This window comes from Vreelandella venusta, from assembly GCF_015689495.1.
In the GTDB taxonomy this organism is placed as follows: Bacteria; Pseudomonadota; Gammaproteobacteria; order Pseudomonadales; family Halomonadaceae; genus Vreelandella; species Vreelandella venusta.
In genome coordinates this window covers 3,993,863-4,014,874 of sequence record NZ_CP065135.1, presented here as the reverse complement: position 1 = coordinate 4,014,874, position 21,012 = coordinate 3,993,863, and the positions used below count along the sequence as shown (strand labels likewise).

General features: G+C 57.6%; 5 protein-coding genes. All 5 read left to right on the top strand.

Going from position 1 to position 21,012, the window contains the following annotated elements; all coding sequences use genetic code 11:
- The first annotated feature begins 421 nt into the window (after window positions 1–421).
- Entirely contained in the window at window positions 422–2,272 is a 1,851-nt protein-coding gene (locus tag IR195_RS18505) for a TolC family outer membrane protein (protein ID WP_241006762.1), read from the top strand.
- Window positions 2,273–2,341: 69 nt separating this feature from the next.
- On the top strand, window positions 2,342–18,808 hold the full coding sequence (locus tag IR195_RS18500) for a VCBS domain-containing protein (protein WP_206048281.1): 16,467 nt from the start codon (window positions 2,342–2,344) through the stop codon (window positions 18,806–18,808).
- 440 nt (window positions 18,809–19,248) lie between these two features.
- Window positions 19,249–19,767 (top strand): AmiS/UreI family transporter, encoded by a 519-nt coding sequence (locus IR195_RS18495; RefSeq protein ID WP_206048280.1) that lies wholly within the window; start codon window positions 19,249–19,251, stop codon window positions 19,765–19,767.
- Window positions 19,768–19,961: 194 nt separating this feature from the next.
- Window positions 19,962–20,345: a histone-like nucleoid-structuring protein, MvaT/MvaU family gene (locus IR195_RS18490; RefSeq protein ID WP_125753859.1), complete on the top strand. Its 384-nt coding sequence runs from the start codon at window positions 19,962–19,964 to the stop codon at window positions 20,343–20,345.
- A gap of 238 nt (window positions 20,346–20,583) precedes the next feature.
- Window positions 20,584–20,895: a DUF1090 domain-containing protein gene (locus tag IR195_RS18485; protein WP_241006761.1), complete on the top strand. Its 312-nt coding sequence runs from the start codon at window positions 20,584–20,586 to the stop codon at window positions 20,893–20,895.
- Window positions 20,896–21,012: the final 117 nt, after the last annotated feature.

Sequence of the window (21,012 nt, the reverse complement as noted above, 5' to 3'; positions counted from 1 at the left end):
CTGTTTCTATCGTTATGTAAGTCGCTAGCAGCGGCTGCATAAGCTAGAAATGTGGCCAGAAAATGAATAAAAGCGGCGGCTAAGTGGTTTTCCCATTAACAAAGTTTCATGCTTTGTCTTTGCTCATCGTTGATAGAGTTTAGCTTGAAAAAAATCTGGCTCTGTGAACTCGGTTGGTTAATTAACTTAAATTCTTGTCTTTTTGGTTTTTATTTGCTTTCAGTGGGTTTAATTTCTTGTCGAAGTTAATAGTTTTTTATATTTACTGTTAATGATAGTTCATTCCTGCAAATGTTATTGCCTTTAATCAAAAGTGTCATTGATTAGTTAGTGATAAAGTTCGCTGAATTTAAATTAGCAAATGCTTTATTTGTGCTATCTACACTATTGATTTCTAAAATATTTTTGCAGGAGTAAGGGAATGTTTCAGCGTGTGTCGGCCTTCAAGCTCAACCCCATGTCATTTATGCTGGCAAAGCAGGGGCTGGTAACCATTGCTTTGTCACTCATGGTGAGCGGCGTATATGCGCAAGAATTATCAGCCTCTTCACGGCAGTCCGCTATTGCAGACAATGTAACTGACGTTGTCAAAACTGCGATCGAGTACAACCCCCAGGTCAAAGCAGCGTGGAATGAGCTGCAGGCGGCTGAGCATGATGTTGATGTAGCACGTGGAAACTACCTACCTTCTATTGATGCGACCGCTGGTGTGGGGCGGGCTGATCGTGAAGTAGATGGCGTCGGTAGCTATTCAACTAGCTTTGCTGAATTAACGCTTAACCAGATGATTTGGGACGGGTTTGCGACTCGTAATGACGTTGAACGGCTAGACCGTGCAAAGTTAGTTAGTTATTACGAACTGTTAGGTGCTAGCGAGAACGTCGCATTAGAGGCAGTACAAGCCTATCTAGATGTGGAACGTTATCGCGAACTGGTTCGCTTGGCTCAGGAAAACTACCGTCAGCATCAGCGTGTTTATCAACAAATCGAAGAGAGGGTTCAGAATGGCGCAGGCAGAGGCGTTGATTTAGAGCAAATTACAGGCCGCTTAGCATTGGCTGAGTCGAACCTAATGACGGAAGCATCTAATTTGCATGATGTTTCTGCGCGGTATCTGAGAGTTGTCGGCCAATTACCAACAGACAGTTTAGCGCCTATGCCAGGGTTTGAGGATGACTTGCCTCCATCGGTGACTGAGGCAGTTAATCTTGCTTTTGAAGGTAATCCTGAATTCCACGCTGCCATTGAAAATATTGAGGCCAGCCGAGCGCAACAAGAGGCTACTCGCGCTGCTTTCCAGCCTCGCCTAGATCTGCAAGGACGTACAGGCACTTACGATAATACTGACAATACTCCTAATCCTCACGGTAGTCAGGATCGCCACAGTATAGAACTAGTAGCCAGCATGAATTTATATCGTGGTGGAAGCGATATGGCGTCATTCCGCGCTGCAGGTGATCGAATTGAGCAAGCGGTTAATCAGCGTGAGAATGTTTGCCATAATATTCGTCAAACAACGCAAATCGCTTTTAATGATTCTCGCCAATTGCGTGAACAGCTGAATTATATTAATCAGCATCGCTTATCCAGTGACCGTGTTCGCGGTGCTTACCAGCAGCAGTTCGATATTGGTGAACGTACGCTGTTAGATGTTCTTGACAGTGAAAATGAGTACTTTGAGGCAAGCCGTGCCTACGTAAATGCTAAGCAAAATGTGCTAGAGGCGGATGCCCGCACGCTGGCGTCTATGGGGCAACTGATGTTGACCCTCGACGTTGTACGTGAAGGAACCCCTACGCTTAACGAACTTGGTAGTGATGGTATCAGCATCAACCCAGATGCCATCTGCCCTGTCACTCATCCTGCTACTCCCTCATTAGCAGAGCTAACTAATAGCTACGGGAACACACAAGCCCCGGCAGCTACACCCGATATGGTGCTTTCAGCCGATGCACTGTTTACAACGGGTAGTGCCGAACTTAACTCAGGAGCGCATGCTGAGTTGTCCTCTTTTGCTCAAAAAATTCGTCAAATGTCTTCAGTAAATCATGTGGTTGTTACTGGCCATACTGATAGTAGCGGTACTAATGCATTAAATGCCTCCCTCTCTGAGCAGCGTGCTCGTAACGTTGCTGACTTCCTCATCGAACAGGGAATTGATCCAAATATTGTGCAAGTGCGTGGTTATGGCTCACGCCAACCGGTTGCTTCGAATGCGACTGCTGATGGCCGTCGAGAAAATCGGCGCGTTGAGATAACGCTAGATATTTAAAACAGCTAAGCACTTGTTCAAAAGGCTCCTTCGAATGTTGGAGCCTTCATAGGATCATTGGGGGAAAAGATGGAAACGGTCATCATTGAAGCAATCTCAGGCAACGCGTGGGTTCGTGATAGTAACGGAAACATAAGAGAGTTACGTGAAGGGGATATCGTTCAACCCGGCGAGACAATCATTACGGATGCCAATGCAAGCGTAATTGTCTCTACGCCTCAAGGCGTGGCGCTTCAGCTACCATCTGGTAGTGAGCTTTCTCATGCAGATATCGTTCTGCATAGCCCCGAGCCTGATGAAAGCATGCGTTTTTCTGAAGCAGAGAAAGCATCAAAAGCCGAAGTGCAGCTAGAAGAACAGTTTATTGCACAGCTTGATAACAATCCCCCGTCACAGGGTTCATCTTCCGCGCCCATTATTAGTAAAGACGGGTTAACGTTTGTAATGCTTGAGCGCATTGAGCTGCCGTTGCCGCCTCTTGCGTACGCTTATAACTACGAGCGGGGTGACGAACCTCTTTACCGCCTTAACGGTTGGGAAGGGACTAGCGAAAGTTTTGAGCCTATAACGTCAGCTTTGGAGGTGAGAGTTGAGTTAGAAGGCGCCAATGATGACGGCATCTATAGTCAGGATGAGATTGGTGAAGACGGCACCGTTACCGCCCAGGTCACTCTGGGAGAGGGCGCCCAGGTAGGTGACACTCTGATTGTCACCGACAAAGACGGTAATGAACTGGTTAATCGTCCGGTCACCCAGGACGACTTGGACAACGGCGTTACGGTGGAAGTCCCGGTTGCCGAAGGCGACACCGATGTCAGCGTGTCCGCTACAGTGACTGATCCTGCAGGTAACTCGTCTAGCGATAGTGACACAAAACCAGTGGCTAACGATGAGCCGCCACAGGACAACGAAGCCCCAGCGGTATCTGTTGAGCTAATTGGTAGCGGCGACGACGGCACCTACAGCCAGGATGAGATTGGTGAAGACGGCACTGTTACCGCCCAGATCACCCTGGAAGACGGCACCCAGGTAGGCGATACCTTGGTGGTGACCGACAAAGACGGCAATGAACTGCTTAATCGTCCGGTCACTCAGGACGACCTGGACAACGGCGTTACGGTGGAAGTCCCGGTTGCCGAAGGTGACACTGACGTCAGCGTGTCCGCCACGGTCACCGACCCAGCGGGCAATTCCAGCAGCGATGACGACAGCAAACCAATCGAGCCGGTCGATAACACATCGCCCGCAGTCTCGGTCGAGCTGACCGGTAGCGGCGGTGACGGCACCTACAGCCAGGAAGAGATCGGCGACGACGGCACCGTTACCGCCCAGGTCACCCTGCAAGACGGCACCGAAGTCGGCGATACCTTGGTGGTCACCGACAAGGATGGCAATGTCCTCTTTGACGGAGAAGTCACTCAAGACGACCTGGATAATGGCGTTACGGTTGAGGTGCCGGTTACCGAAGGCGACACTGACGTTAGCGTGACCGCCACAGTGACTGATCCTGCAGGTAACTCGTCTAGCGATAGTGACACAAAGCCGGTGGCTAACGATGAGCCGCCACAGGACAATGAATCCCCAGAGGTATCTGTCGAGCTAATTGGTAGCGGCGATGACGGCACCTACAGCCAGGACGAGATTGGTGAAGACGGCACCGTTACCGCCCAGGTCACCCTGGAAGACGGCACCCAGGTAGGCGATACCTTGGTGGTGACCGACAAAGACGGCAATGAACTGCTTAATCGTCCGATTACACAAGACGACCTGGACAACGGCGTTACGGTGGAAGTGCCGGTTGCCGAAGGCGACACCGATGTCAGCGTGACCGCCACGGTCACCGACCCAGCGGGTAATTCCAGCAGCGACGACGACAGCAAACCAATCGAGCCGATCGATGACGTACCGCCCACAGTCTCGGTCGAGCTGACCGGCAGCGGCGATGACGGCATCTACAGCCAGGACGAGATCGGCGATGACGGCACCGTCACTGCCCAGGTCACCCTGCAAGATGGCACCGAAGTCGGCGATACCCTGATTGTTACCGACAAGGATGGCAACGTCCTCGACGAGCGCGAGGTCACCCAGGACGACCTGGACAACGGCGTTACGGTGGAAGTACCGGTTGCTGAAGGCGACACCGATGTCAGCGTGACCGCCACAGTCACCGACCCAGCGGGTAATTCCAGCAGCGACGACGACAGCAAGCCAATCGAGCCGATCGATGACGTACCGCCCACAGTCTCGGTCGAGCTGACCGGCAGCGGCGATGACGGCATCTACAGCCAGGACGAGATCGGCGATGACGGCACCGTTACCGCCCAGGTTACCTTGGAAGAGGGCACCGAGGTCGGCGATACCCTGGTCGTGACCGGCAAAGACGGCAACGTCCTCGACGAGCGCGAAGTCACCCAAGACGATCTGGACAACGGCGTTACGGTGGAAGTACCGGTTGCTGAAGGCGACACCGATGTCAGCGTGACCGCCACGGTCACTGACCCAGCGGGTAATTCCAGCAGCGACGACGACAGCAAGCCAATCGAGCCGATTGATGACGTACCGCCCGCAGTCACGGTTGAGCTGACCGGCAGCGGCGACGACGGCATCTATAGCCAGGACGAGATCGGCGACGACGGCACCGTCACCGCTGACGTCACCTTGCAAGACGGCACCGAGGTCGGCGATACCCTGGTGGTCACCGACAAGGATGGCAACGTCCTCTTTGACGGAGAAGTCACTCAAGACGACCTGGACAACGGCGTTACGGTGGAAGTCCCGGTTGCCGAAGGCGACACCGACGTTAGCGTGACCGCCACGGTCACCGACCCAGCCGGCAATTCCAGCAGCGACGACGACAGCAAACCAATCGAGCCGATCGATGACGTACCGCCCACAGTCTCGGTCGAGCTGACCGGCAGCGGCGATGACGGCACCTACAGCCAGGACGAGATCGGCGACGACGGCACCGTTACCGCCCAGGTCACCCTGGAAGACGGCACCGAAGTAGGCGATACCTTGGTAGTCACCGACAAGGATGGCAATGTCCTCTTTGACGGAGAAGTCACTCAAGACGACCTGGATAATGGCGTTACGGTGGAAGTGCCGGTTGCCGAAGGCGACACCGATGTCAGCGTGACCGCCACGGTCACCGACCCAGCGGGCAATTCCAGCAGCGACGACGACAGCAAACCAATCGAGCCGATGGATGACGTACCGCCCACAGTCTCGGTCGAGCTGACCGGCAGCGGCGACGACGGCACCTACAGCCAGGATGAGATCGGCGACGACGGCACCGTCACCGCTGACGTCACCTTGCAAGACGGCACCGAAGTCGGCGATACCCTGATTGTTACCGACAAAGACGGTAATGAACTGGTTAATCGTCCGGTCACCCAGGACGACCTGGACAACGGCGTGACGGTGGAAGTCCCGGTTGCCGAAGGCGACACCGACGTTAGCGTCACCGCCACGGTCACTGACCCGGCGGGTAATACCAGCAGCGACGATGACAGCAAGCCAATCGAACCGACCGATGATGTACCGCCCGCGGTCACGGTTGAGCTGACCGGCAGCGGCGATGACGGCACCTACAGCCAGGATGAGATCGGCGACGACGGCACGGTCACCGCCCAGGTCACCCTGCAAGACGGCACCGAAGTGGGCGACACCCTGGTCGTGACTGACAAGGACGGCAACGTCCTCGACGAGCGCGAGGTCACCCAGGGCGACCTGGACAACGGCGTTAGCGTCGAAGTCCCTGTCTCGCCGGGCGACACCGATGTCAGCGTCACCGCCACGGTCACCGATCCAGCGGGCAATACTGCCAGCGACGATGATGAGAAGCCGGTAGACAACGTACCGCCTGCGGTCACGGTTGAACTGACCGGCAGCGGCGACGACGGCACCTACAGCCAGGATGAGATCGGCGACGACGGCACCGTCACCGCCCAGGTCACCCTGCAAGACGGCACCGAAGTCGGTGATACCTTGGTGGTCACCGACAAGGACGGCAACGTCCTCGACGAGCGCACGGTCACCCAAGACGATCTGGATAACGGCGTTAGCGTCGAAGTCCCGGTCTCGCCGGGCGACACCGACGTCAGCGTCACCGCCACGGTCACCGACCCGGCGGGCAATACCGCCAGCGACGACGATGAGAAGCCGGTAGACAACGTACCGCCTGCGGTCACGGTTGAACTGACCGGCAGCGGCGACGACGGCACCTACAGCCAGGATGAGATCGGCGACGACGGCACCGTTATCGCTGACGTCACCTTGCAAGATGGCACCGAAGTCGGTGATACCTTGGTGGTCACCGACAAGGACGGCAACGTCCTCGACGAGCGCACGGTCACCCAAGACGATCTGGATAACGGCGTTAGCGTCGAAGTCCCGGTCTCGCCGGGCGACACCGACGTCAGCGTCACCGCCACGGTCACCGACCCGGCGGGCAATACCGCCAGCGACGACGATGAGAAGCCGGTAGACAACGTACCGCCTGCGGTCACGGTTGAACTGACCGGCAGCGGCGACGACGGCACCTACAGCCAGGATGAGATCGGCGACGACGGCACCGTCACCGCTGACGTGACCCTGCAAGATGGCACCGAAGTAGGCGATACCCTGATTGTTACCGACAAAGACGGTAATGAACTGCTGAATCGTTTGGTCACTCAGGACGACCTGGACAACGGCGTTAGCGTCGAAGTCCCTGTGGCACCGGGCGACACCGACGTCAGCGTCACCGCCACGGTCACCGACCCGGCGGGCAATACCGCCAGCGACGACGATGAGAAGCCGGTAGACAACGTACCGCCTGCGGTCACGGTTGAACTGACCGGCGGCGGCGACGACGGCACCTACAGCCAGGATGAGATCGGCGACGACGGCACGGTCACCGCCCAGGTCACCCTGCAAGATGGCACCGAAGTAGGCGACACCCTGGTCGTGACTGACAAGGACGGCAACGTCCTCGACGAGCGCGAGGTCACCCAGGACGACCTGGACAACGGCGTTAGCGTCGAAGTCCCTGTCTCGCCGGGCGACACCGATGTCAGCGTGACCGCCACGGTCACCGATCCAGCGGGCAATACCGCCAGCGACGACGATGAGAAGCCGGTAGACAACGTACCGCCCGCGGTCACGGTCGAGCTGACCGGCAGCGGCGACGACGGCACCTACAGCCAGGATGAGATCGGCGACGACGGCACGGTCACCGCTGACGTGACCCTGCAAGATGGCACCGAAGTAGGCGATACCCTGATTGTTACCGACAAAGACGGTAATGAACTGCTGAATCGTTTGGTCACCCAGGATGATCTGGACAACGGCGTTAGCGTCGAAGTCCCTGTCTCGCCGGGCGACACCGATGTTAGCGTCACCGCCACGGTCACCGATCCAGCGGGCAATACCGCCAGCGACGACGATGAGAAGCCGGTAGACAACGTACCGCCCGCGGTCACGGTCGAGCTGACCGGCAGCGGCGACGACGGCACCTACAGCCAGGATGAGATCGGCGACGACGGCACGGTCACCGCTGACGTGACCCTGCAAGATGGCACCGAAGTAGGCGATACCCTGATTGTTACCGACAAAGACGGTAATGAACTGCTGAATCGTTTGGTCACCCAGGATGATCTGGACAACGGCGTTAGCGTCGAAGTCCCTGTCTCGCCGGGCGACACCGAGGTTAGCGTCACCGCCACGGTCACCGATCCAGCGGGCAATACCGCCAGCGACGACGATGAGAAGCCGGTAGACAACGTACCGCCCGCGGTCACGGTCGAGCTGACCGGCAGCGGCGACGACGGCATCTACAGCCAGGATGAGATCGGCGACGACGGCACGGTCACTGCCCAGGTCACCCTGCAAGACGGCACCGAAGTCGGCGATACCTTGGTGGTCACCGACAAGAACGGCAATATCCTCGACGAGCGCACGGTGACCCAGGACGACCTGGACAACGGCGTGACGGTGGAAGTCCCTGTGGCACCGGGCGACACCGATGTCAGCGTCACCGCCACGGTCACCGATCCAGCGGGTAATACCGCCAGCGACGACGATGAGAAACCGGTAGACAACGTACCGCCCGCGGTCACGGTTGAGCTGACCGGCAGCGGCGACGACGGCATCTATAGCCAGGACGAGATCGGCGACGACGGCACCGTCACCGCTGACGTCACCTTGCAAGACGGCACCGAGGTCGGCGATACCCTGATTGTTACCGACAAAGACGGTAATGAACTGGTTAATCGTCTGGTCACCCAGGACGACCTGGACAACGGCGTGACGGTGGAAGTCCCGGTCTCGCCGGGCGACACCGAGGTTAGCGTCACCGCCACGGTCACCGACCCGGCCGGCAATACCGACAGCGACGACGATCAGAAGCCGGTAGACAACGTGCCGCCCGCGGTCACAGTGGAGCTGACCGGTAGTGGCGACGACGGCACCTACAGCCAGGATGAGATTGGCGACGACGGCACCGTCACTGCCCAGGTCACCCTGCAAGACGGCACCGAAGTCGGCGACACCCTGATTGTTACCGACAAAGACGGTAATGAACTGCTGAATCGTCCGGTCACCCAGGATGATCTGGACAACGGAGTCAGCGTCGAGGTCCCGGTTGCCGAAGGCGACACCGAGGTTAGCGTGACCGCCACGGTCACCGACCCGGCCGGCAATACCGACAGCGACGACGATCAGAAGCCGGTAGACAACGTGCCGCCCGCGGTCACAGTGGAGCTGACCGGTAGTGGCGACGACGGCACCTACAGCCAGGACGAGATCGGCGACGACGGCACCGTTACCGCTGACGTCACCTTGCAAGACGGCACCGAAGTCGGTGATACCTTGGTGGTCACCGACAAGGACGGCAACGTCCTCGACGAGCGCACGGTCACCCAAGACGCTCTGGATAACGGCGTTAGCGTCGAAGTCCCGGTCTCGCCGGGCGACACCGACGTCAGCGTGACCGCCACGGTCACCGACCCGGCGGGCAATACCGCCAGCGACGACGATGAGAAGCCGGTAGACAACGTACCGCCTGCGGTCACGGTTGAACTGACCGGCAGCGGCGACGACGGCACCTACAGCCAGGATGAGATCGGCGACGACGGCACCGTCACCGCTGACGTGACCCTGCAAGATGGCACCGAAGTAGGCGATACCCTGATTGTTACCGACAAAGACGGTAATGAACTGCTGAATCGTTTGGTCACTCAGGACGACCTTGACAACGGCGTTAGCGTCGAAGTCCCTGTGGCACCGGGCGACACCGACGTCAGCGTCACCGCCACGGTCACCGACCCGGCGGGCAATACCGCCAGCGACGACGATGAGAAGCCGGTAGACAACGTACCGCCTGCGGTCACGGTTGAACTGACCGGCGGCGGCGACGACGGCACCTACAGCCAGGACGAGATCGGTGACGACGGCACCGTCACTGCCCAGGTCACCCTGCAAGACGGCACCGAAGTCGGCGATACCCTGGTGGTCACCGACAAGGATGGCAACGTCCTCGACGAGCGCGAGGTCACCCAGGACGACCTGGACAACGGCGTTACGGTGGAAGTACCGGTTGCTGAAGGCGACACTGACGTCAGTGTGACCGCCACGGTCACCGACCCAGCCGGCAATACCAGCAGCGACGACGATAAGAAGCCGGTAGACAGCGTACCGCCCGCGGTCACGGTTGAGCTGACCGGCAGCGGCGACGACGGCATCTATAGCCAGGACGAGATCGGCGACGACGGCACCGTCACCGCCCAGGTCACCCTGGAAGACGGCACCGAGGTCGGCGATACCCTGATTGTTACCGACAAAGACGGTAATGAACTGCTGAATCGTCCGGTCACTCAGGACGACCTTGACAACGGCGTTATGGTGGAAGTCCCGGTTGCCGAAGGCGACACCGAGGTTAGCGTGACCGCCACGGTCACCGACCCGGCCGGCAATACCGCCAGCGACGATGATCAGAAGCCGGTGGATTGGGATGTCTCCGTCAATGTGCCTAACAACAATGACGCCACCACGCCGGATGGCGACATCACTGACCAGGTGGTGTTCGAAAGCGGCTTGGCGGACGGCTCCGCGCCGAACACCAATGACACCCGCGTCGAATCCAGCCTGACGCTCACTGCCCCGGATGGCCTGCGGGACGATAGCGCTGTCAGCCTGACCTACACCAATGAGGATGGGGACGAGGCCACCCTCGAACTGAGCAAGGCGCAGGTGGAAGCGCTGGGCAGCGATCCGCAAACGCTGACCACTCAGTACGGCGAGCTGACCCTGAATGGCTACAACCAAGCCGCCGACGGCACTATCACTCTCGACTACAGCTATGAACTGACTACGGCACCGAGCGAGAACGTCAACGACCTGATGGACAGCATCACTGTGACCGCCTCCGACCGTGATGGTCAAACCGACAGCGGCGATCTCAATATCAAGATCGTCGACGACGCGCCAGTGGCCGAAGACGACATCAACGCAGTGACGGAAGACAGCGTTCTCACCACGACTGGCAATGTGCTGGGCGATAGCGGTGCCTCGCCAGGCGATGTGGCCGATACCCAGGGCGCCGATGGTGCCACGGTGACCGGCGTGGCCAGCGACAACGTACCGGGCAACGACGCCACCGATAGCGGCGGCACGCTGGTGATCGAGGGTGAGTACGGCACCCTGACGCTCAATGCCGATGGCAGCTATACCTACGTGCTCGACAACGCCAACCTGGAGGTCCAGGGGCTGAGCGATGGCGATTATCTCGAGGAGACGTTCAGCTATACGCTGACCGACGGCGATAGCGATGCCGACGATGCCACACTGACCATCACGGTCAACGGCAGCGACGACGGCGTCACCGTCGATGTGCCCAACGACCACGATGCCACCACCCCGGACGGCAACATCACCGACCAGGTGGTGTTCGAAAGCGGCCTGGCGGACGGCTCCAGCCCGAACGCCGCCGACATCCGCGTCGAATCCAGCCTGACGCTGACCGCCCCGGACGGCCTGCAGAGCACGGGCGCGGTGACGCTGGCTTACACCGACGTCAACGGTAATCCGGCGACTCTTGAACTGAGCAAGGCGCAGGTGGAAGCGCTGGGCGATACCCCGCAGAGTCTGACCACTCAGTACGGCGAGTTGACCCTTAACGGCTACAGCCAGGCCGATGACGGTACCATCACCCTCGACTATGACTACGTCCTGACCAATGCGCCGGATGCGAACGTCGATCACCTGATGGATCGCATCACCGTGACGGCCACCGACGAGGATGGCTCGACCGACACCGGCGATCTGAATATCCAGATCGTCGATGATGCGCCGATCGCCGAAGACGATACCAACGCCGTGACCGAAGGTGCCGATACGAGTGGCAACGTGATCGGCGGCGATGGTGTCTCGCCGGGGGATGTCGCCGACACCGAAGGCGCTGACGGTGCCACGGTGACCGGCGTGGCTAGCGACAACGTCCCCGCCAACGATGCCACCGAGACCGACAGCACGCTGGTAATCGAGGGTGAATATGGCACGCTGACCCTCAACGCCGACGGCAGTTACACCTACGTAGCCGATCCGAACAGCACGAATGCCGATGTCCAGGATGTCTTCACCTACACGGTGCGTGACGGCGACGGAGACGAAAGCACCGCGACCCTGACCATTGACGTTGCCGATGTCACCGGTAGCCCGACCGACACCACGGGCAGCGTGGATGAGGCAGGCCTGGCGGATGGTACCGAGGCGTCCGCCGACAGCGAGATCATCAGCGGTGCCAGCCTTGATCTTCCGGACGGCTGGACGGTGGAGTCACCGCAGAGCGGCTCGACGCCGTGGGGTAGCTGGACGGTCAATACCGACGGTACTTTCGATTACACCCTGAACAGTGAGGCGGACCACTCCGGTACGCCGCCGACCGACAGCTTCGCGTACACCGCGGTCGATCAGTACGGCAATACGGTGACTAATACCGTGATCATCGATATCGTCGATGATCAGCCGGTGATCAGCGTCGACAGTGGCCAGTTGGGCAGCGTCGAAGTCGATGAAAGCGACTTCTCAACTGGAGAAGTCAGCGCCACCGATGCCGACTTTATCGACGGCGTATTCGCGATCGATCACGGTGCCGATGGCGAAGACAGCACCACCTATCGCCTGCAGGTCACCGATGGCGTGGCATCCGGCGTGACGGATACCGCCACGGGCGAATCCGTTCACCTCTTTATGGACGGTGACGATGTGGTCGGTCGTGTGGGCAATGATCCCACTGGCGATATCGCCTTTCGCATTACCCTCGATGGCGACAGCGGTGCCGTGACATTGACGCAGACTCGTCCGTTGGAGCACCCGGAGAGTAGTGACCATGATGATGCGGTCACCCTGAGCAACGGCGCTCTGCAAGTCGTTGCAACCGCCGTCGATGGCGATGGCGATAGCGTCGACAGCGATGCCGTCGATGTCGGTGGCCAGTTCACTTTCCGTGACGATGGTCCTTCCATCACAACGCCGCCTTCTAGCGCCTCGGTCAATGAAGCCAATCTGGCCCTGGGTAGTAATCCTGATGTGCCAGCGACTAGCGTATCCGATACCTTTGCAGTGGATTTTGGTACCGATGGTGCAGGGGATGTCCAGTTCAGTGAGGGGGGCGCTGACTCGACAGTATCGGCCCTTGAAGCTGCCGAGCTGACGTCGGATGGACAAGATCTGGAATATGTCGTTAGCGACGATGGCCACACTCTGACGGGCTATCGCGGTGCTGATCGTAGTGGAAGCGGCAAGGTCTTCACGGTCGAGATACTCAACCCGACCGCGGCAACACCTGGCTATGAGTTCACGCTGCATCGGCCGCTGGATCATGACGGCGGGGCCGAGACCCTCGATATCAACCTGCAGCATCTGACAGTCATCGACGGTGACAATGATACGGTTGAAACCGACTTCACCATCACCGTTGTCGATGATGATCCCAGCGTTGAGCCTAAAGCCATCACGGTGGAGGAGGATTCGGACGTCGGGTCGACCGAGAATACCTTCAATACCAATGCCGATGCGACGGGCACCAATACCGGCATTGACGGTGGCACACCGGATGCAGATGGTTGGGTAGAAACGGCATACGGTAAGGCCAAGGTAAACGACGATGGCACCATTACCTACGAGCCAAACGAACACTACAGCGGTGAGGATTCCTTTACCTACACCACGACGACCGACAATGAAACCAAGACCTTTACGGTTAACGTGACGGTCAATCCGGTTGCCGATGCGCCGGATCTTCAAGGTGGCAATGTCCAGACCGATGAGGACACGCCAGTCGCGCTGGGGCTGGAGGCGCCGAGCCCCGTCGATACCACGGACCAGAACGGTGCCGGCACCGCTGGCGACAACCCGGAACTGCTGGGCGAGATTACCCTAAGTGGTATTCCGAGTGGCACCGAACTGCTGGATGGCAGCGGCAACGTGTTGTGGACGAGCGATAGCAGTAATGGCGGATCGTTGACCATTGTGCTCTCTGATGGTGCCCACATCGACGGAGCTACTGGTGACCTGACCATGACCACGGCCCAGTACCAGGCGCTGCAGGTCAATCCGGTCGCCCAGAGCCACGAGAACTTCACCGTCGACGTCAGCGTGACCAGCTATGAGGTCGACGACAGCGGTAACCCGCTGAGTGGCGTGGACGGTGCGGAAAGCACCGCCCAAGTGGAGGTTGGTGTTCAGGCGGTAACCGACGACGTCGATCTAACCATCGACGGCGGGGATACCCATACCGCCTCCGTCGACGAGGACGGTGCGCTGGACCTTGGCAACCTGCTCGGCGCCAGCTTCGAGGATCTCGACGGCAGCGAGGAGCGCTGGCTTGAAATCAGCGATGTGCCGGAAGGCACGTCCGTGACGGTGAACGGTAGCACCATCACCGCGGGAGCCGATGGCAAAATCGTTATTCCGGCAAGCGACCTTGGTGACTTCGGCGCCGGCACATCGACGCAGATTCCATCATCCTTAGTACTGACGCCACCGGCCGATTTCAGTGGCGATCTCGATGGCATCACCGTCACTCTCAAGGCCCAGGATCATGACAGCGATGCGGGTGATAACAACGGTGAGGTGAAGGAAGACTCGGTGACGCTGAATATCGACACACTGCCGGTCGCTGATAAGCCGGCCGATATTAGCGCGGTGGGGCCGGAAGATAGTGAAATAGCCTTCCTGGCGGATCTCGATGTCAGTGATACCGATGGCAGCGAGACGATCACGGCGATCACGGTTGAGGGAGACTCTGTACCTGCTGGTTGGACGATACTCGACCATGAAGGTAATGAGGTGACAGCCGATGGTTCCGGAAACTATGCCATCGATGTTGATAACTACCAGAATTATAATATCCGTCCCCCAGCCCATAGCAGCGAGGATGCAAGCCTATCGCTGCAGGTGGAAGTGGTGGACACCGCCTCGACCGGCTCGGATACCCAGACCCACAACGTCACGGCCGATATCGCTGTGACACCGGTCGCCGAAGAGATCGCCGGCGACGGCGATCCCATCAGCGATAGCGACGGCGATGGCCAACCCGATCTGACCATGAACGATAACCATACCTATGGTAAGGGCGTGGACGGTGTCGAAGACGAGTGGTTCGCGCTCAACGCCGATGGCTTCAATCCGGCGGACGGCTGGGCTAACCAGGACGCCGATGGCTCGGAGCAGACCTTCGCGCTGCTGACGCCAGAACTGGTCTCAGGCCTGGGTGGTAGCGCCGACGGCTCCAGCTTCCGCTATTCCACGGATGGTGGCACCACCTGGGTCGAGCAGACCTATAACGGCTCGCCCATCGAAGTGCCGGTGGAATACCTGGACACCCTGGAGTTCCGTGCGGCGCCGAACCAGAAAGGCGAGTTCCGGATTCGCGTCGAGGCCAAAACGGTGGATACCGATGACGAGGGTAATACGGATACCGCCATCTCCGGCGAAGCCATTCTCGACGGTATCTTTATCGACACACCGGTCGCCGATCTCGCCTCGCTCAACGTCTCCTCGCCGGCCGAGGGCAACGAGGATGAGCCGATTGCGCTGGATATTCGACCGCAAAGTTCAGATCCCAACGAGAGCTTCACGGTCACGCTTTCCGGAGCGCCAGCCGGTGCCGTGATCACCTATGGGCCAGCAGGTAGTGAACAAACCTGGACCTCTACGGGCGAGAGTGACACCTTCGAGATCGAGGACTTCGACCGCAATGCGCCTTTGACCGTCACGCCACCCCAGGATAGCAACAAGGACTTTACGCTTACCGCAAGTGTGGTCACCGTCGATGAGTACGGTGTCGAGAGCGATACCCTGGCGACGCCGGTCGAGAAGTCGATCAACGTCCATGTGGATGGGGTCGCCGATGCGCCGGATGTCACCACTGAGACGCCGGTCTACGCCGAAGAGGATCTGGATGATGGTAGTGCCAGCGTCACGCTGAGCGATATCATCACCGCCACTTCGGGCGAACAAACCGGCGATGGCTCGGAGATGCTGACCTACCGTATCACCGGCCTCGACGATCAGTTTGATGTCGAGGGCGCGACGCTGATTCGTGGCGAGGGCGCCGAGCGTGTCTGGGTAGCCACCGATCCGAATGCCGTCACCATCACCGCGCCGGAGAACTTCAGCGGCCAGGTGGACTTCTCGGTCACGCCCATCGTCACCGAAGATGACGGCGATACTCTGGAGAGCGCCGAGCAGCAGGTATCCTTCCAGGTCACGCCGTCGCCGGAGGCAGGGTTCAGCATCCAGTCCAGTCTGGCTGAGGATCAACTGGGGCAGCTCAACCTGAGCTTCGAGCCGCAGAACGGCGATACCAACGAGTCGTTGAATTCGGTATGGATCGAAGTCGCCAGCGTCACGGGCAATCAGTTCGAGCTCTACTACGGCAGCGATGGCAGCACGACGCTGGCCGAAGCCGCAGCGAACGATGAGCCGGGTGTGGTCGAGGAGGGCGGCTACTACAAGCTGACCGGGGGTGCCTGGAACAATATCTACGCCCAGGGCGACGAGCACTTCTCCGGTAGTGCCGGCACTCTCAAGGTGCAGTACGAGATCACCGATACCCCCAATGCTGGCTATGAGGGCACTGTTGGCGACACCACGGTGCCTATGGGGCCAATAACCCACGAAGTCATCATCGAGGCGGTAACCGACATGCCAACGGTGACCATCACCGGGATCGAAAATGTTGGTAGCAGCGATGCCGTCATAGACGAGCCCGCGAAGGATGTCACCGCCGACGGTAATGATCGTGTCGAGGTTACCGTCGATATCACGCAGCCGGATACCGACGGCAGTGAGTCCCTCAAGTATCTGCTGATTGACAATGTCCCCGCCGGGGTTAGCGTCGTGGGGGGCGAGTTCGTCGGCCAGGTCGCCGGCGGTACCGGCAGCCAGTGGCGCATCGAGATCGATCCCGATGTTGCCTTCAATGGCGCCGACACCCTGACCCAGACCGTCGAGTTCACCATGGGCGATGGTACCCAGGTGGATGCTATCGAAAATCATGAAATCACCATCACCGCAGTGACTCAGGATAATGGCGCGACTAGCCAGGAGGAGCGCGGCAGCGATAGCTGGACGCTGACCGGTGATGGCGATTTTGGCGACGGCGAGGATCCCAACGAGATCATCAACTGGGAAGATGCCGGGGCCACCATGACCGAGGATGCCCCCTGGTCGCTGTCCGACTTGGTCAATGCCCAGATCGGGGATACCTCGGATGGTCGCAGCGCGGTGACCATCTCCGATTTGCCGCCAGGCGCTGTGGTTAACGGTATGCAGCAGACCACCATCGACGGCGAGTTGGTGTGGTACGCCAGCACCGAGGATGGCAGCAATGCTGGCCTGCAGGCGCTGCTGGACGGTATCACCGTGACGCCGCCGGCCAACTGGAACGATACCGACGGAGAATTCTCCTTCGATACCACCCTGACCACCCAGGCGCCGAGCGGCGAGGAGAACTCGGAGACGATCAGTGTTACGCCGCCGGTGACACCGGTGACCGACGAACCAACCGTCAACGTCTCCGCAGGCGATGCTGTTAGCGGCGAGGATATCGACTTCACCATCGACGTCTCCAGCCCGGCGGACAATCCCGACGTCAGTCTGGTGGATGGGCAGCTGGTGATTTCGCTCGATGAGACCGGAATGACTAGCGGTGAAGGTGCCCCAGGCAGCCTGTGGTACAACGGCGAGGAGATCACGCCGGATGGCGACGGCAACTACGTGATTGCTGGTGTTTCCGTGGGCGATTCGGTCACGGTGAGCTATCGTCCGGGGGACAATACCTGGGGCAACGTTTCGCTTATCGCCGAGGCGACGACCCAGGAGACTGGTGCGAGCAATGTCGAAACATCGACCGGGACGAGTGCTTCCGAGATCGCGCCACCGCCACCGGAAGTCACTGCCAGCGATGCCGTCGGCACCGAGGACGAACTGGTCGAACTGCAGCTGGGCGTTTCGCTGCCGGATGCCTCTCAGAGCCTTGATGCCTTGCTGCTAGAAGGTGTGCCAGAAGGCTGGCTGGTCAAAACCGGTAGCGATGCCGATTCGGCGACGCTGGCTGATAACGTTGGGGGAGGAGGCTGGTCGATTCTCAACGCCGACGGCAGCATGCCGGACTTCGTGGGCCTGGTGCCGCCGCGCAACTGGAGCGGCACCCTTGAGGGGACGGATGTCCTGACGCTGACGGCGCGGACCAGCCGCAACGGTGAGAGCGAGACCACCTCCACTGAATTGGAAGTGAATGTTCAGGCCGTGGCCGATGGCATCACGCTATCGCCTGAGCTGAGCTTCGGCGACGAGGGTGACAAGATTCCGCTCAACTTCAGTGCCTCTATGGAGGACCTGGACGGCTCGGAAACCGCGACGATCAAGCTGACGGGGCTTGGCGAACATGCCAGCTTCTTCACCGACGGCGGCGATACGCTGCTGGATAGCGTCAGTTATGACAGCGGCAGTGACACCTACACTCTTAGCGGTATCACGCCGGATCAGATCAATGATTTGTATCTGGTGCAGGGGGCGATGCAAGGCTCCGTGGCTATCGAGGCCTGGACCACGGATGGCAGCGAGGAGTCGGCGCATGTCTCGGAAAGCTTCGAGGTCAATATCGCAGCCGTCGAACCGACGTCCGGTGACGATACGCTGTCGTATAGCGGCTCACCGATTGACGCCTTGGGCGGCGACGACACTATCGTGATGCGCTTCAATGAAGACCTGGAGCAGGACGACTACGCTAACTTCGATAATATCGAGCGCCTCGACCTGACGGAGAGTGGCAGCAACACGCTGGATGCCCTGCGCCCGGAAGACGTGCTGGAAATGACCGATGACCGAAATACACTGAGTATTTTAGGTGATGAGAATGACACCGTTAGTCTCGGGGCAGGCTGGGCCGAGGGTGTCAGTGATCCAGGTGGTGACGTTACTTTCCGAGTCTACAACAACGCTGATGAAGATATCTCGTTGAAAGTGCAGAGCGGTATACTCGTGGAGTAATTCAGCAATAGAGGTAGCAACAAGTGTGCAGCGCCAGGGTTGTAAAATACCCTGGCGTTTTTTTAACTGTGGCATCCGTTTATTATGAGGTTATAGCACTAATTTCAATGGTGGGGCGCGCAACCCCTGCTATACTCTCCCGGTTTTTAAAAATAGGCTTTCTTGGCGCCATCTCGGTCTTTCTTAGCCCGCATGATGTGCTGCTAAGCCTTGTCTGTCTTTTGAAGGAAACTGAAGTGTTTCATGAAAATAAAATAAAAATAAGCGGTTATAGGTTTACACGTCGACGCTCAAGCTAATTGGAAGTTACTTCCACTTTTAAAGCGTGAATGTGTCTGGAGAGGAGGCTTGTTGATATTTATTAAATATGCAACGGAGCAGTAGAAGAAGAAAACTAACAACGCCAGCAAAATTAAAATATAACTACAGGAATAGTTGTGATGATTTTAGGGCTTACCTTGCTGTACGTCGGAGCAGTTCTTTTTGTGAACGGGATATGGCTGCTAGGAAAGATTAGTGACAAAGAGGTATCTGTCATCAACATAATGGTTGGTGTATTGAGCTTCATTATTGCGGTTTATTTGATTTTTCGAGAACCAAATAATTCAGCCGCTATTAGCGCTGGGGCATTTACCTTGCTGTTTTTTTTTACTTATCTTTGGGTTGGGGCTAACCAGCTTTTAAAGGCGGATGGAGTCGGGCTTGGGTGGTTCTGTTTCTTTGTTAGCATTACAGCGGCCTTTGTTGGGGCGAGCTCTATTACCGATATAGGATTCAATTTTGCGCTGTGGAGTATGCTTAGCTGGTTTGCATGGTCTGCTTTGTGGTTTGGTTTTTTTTGTCTACTGGCGTTAGCGAAGAAAATACAGCGTTCAGTGGCGATTTACACACTCTTTTGTGCGGTTTTTACGGGGTGGGTTCCTGGCATTATGATACTGTTAGGCATCGTCAATGCATAGCCACTCGTTGCTAAATGTAAATAATATTTAAAATTTATTGAGAACGCCCACATTACGAAATTACGCGGTATATAATCGCTTAATGGCCGTGCTTGTTCATGAGCACGCCTGTCATACTGAAGTAGCGCTCTTAACATGTCTTACTGTGCAGTCAGTATATGGCAAAGCAATTAGAGAATTATGGAGATGAAAACATGGCATCAGTACTGAGCGACTACATCAAGAAAGAGCAGATGTTAAAGCAGCTGCAGGAAGAGCTGCAAGCGCTTGAAAGTAATAGCGAGCTGAAGAAAGAGCTGGAGTTTAAGGAAAAATTACAGACGCTAATGACAGAGCATGGCAAGCTAGCCCGCGATGTATGCGAAATGCTTGACCCATCATATCTGTCTTCATCAGTTAAAGTCACCAAGACCGGTAGTACCGATGGTCGCAAGAAACGTCCTTTAAAGGTGTTTAAGAATCCTCATACAGGGGAAGTCGTTGAAACGCGTGGTGGCAACCACAACGTTATTAAAGAGTGGAAAGCTAAATTTGGCAACGAAGAAGTGGTGAGCTGGATCGTAGAAGAGCGCGCTTAATATGTTCATCCGCCGCTCGTCTGGAGTGCTCCACGGGCGGCGAAGATTGGCAGCCTGGTCATTTGACCTATAGTTTTATAAAGCGGTTGCGCTTCTCTATATTTACCTTGTAAGGCTCGTAGAGTGCCAGGAGCGAATAATGAACAGAAGATGGCTTGGTTGCTTAAGTTTAGCGGTAACCGCTGGGGTTTTGTCTTTGCCAGCAGCGCACGCAGCAGACAGGTTGTGCGAAGACAAAATGACCGTCTTACGTCAACAGCTGGAGCACGCTCAAGAGCATGATAATCAACATCGTGTTCGAGGATTGCAGCGTGCGTTGCACTCCATCGAAGAGCATTGCACGAATGAGCAAGTCCTTGCTGAGGCTGCCGAAGAGGTTAGAGAGAGCCAGGAAGAAGTGCGTGAACGCGAGTTAGCGCTTGAAGAGGCTCTCGGCGAGGGCGATGAAGATGATATTCAGAAACGGCGTGAAAAATTAGCAGAAGCAGTGCGTGAGCTTGAAGAGCACACTGAGGAGCTGGACTCACTGCAGCACCGTCTTAACGAATAATCTGCACCAGGCTGCAGCCCCTAGCTGCAAGGCTTACGCTTATTCCATTTAATATCAACGAAATACTAGCAACGCCCAATAGAGATAAAAAACAAGCCATAATGAGGGGAGTACCGC

Excerpts from the sequence above, each read along its gene's own strand:
- IR195_RS18500 (WP_206048281.1), top strand. The coding sequence starts at position 2,342 with ATGGAAACGGTCATCATTGAAGCAATCTCAGGCAACGCGTGGGTTCGT.
- IR195_RS18495 (WP_206048280.1), top strand. The coding sequence starts at position 19,249 with ATGATTTTAGGGCTTACCTTGCTGTACGTCGGAGCAGTTCTTTTTGTG.
- IR195_RS18490 (WP_125753859.1), top strand. The coding sequence starts at position 19,962 with ATGGCATCAGTACTGAGCGACTACATCAAGAAAGAGCAGATGTTAAAG.
- IR195_RS18485 (WP_241006761.1), top strand. The coding sequence starts at position 20,584 with ATGACCGTCTTACGTCAACAGCTGGAGCACGCTCAAGAGCATGATAAT.
- IR195_RS18505 (WP_241006762.1), top strand. The coding sequence starts at position 422 with ATGTTTCAGCGTGTGTCGGCCTTCAAGCTCAACCCCATGTCATTTATG.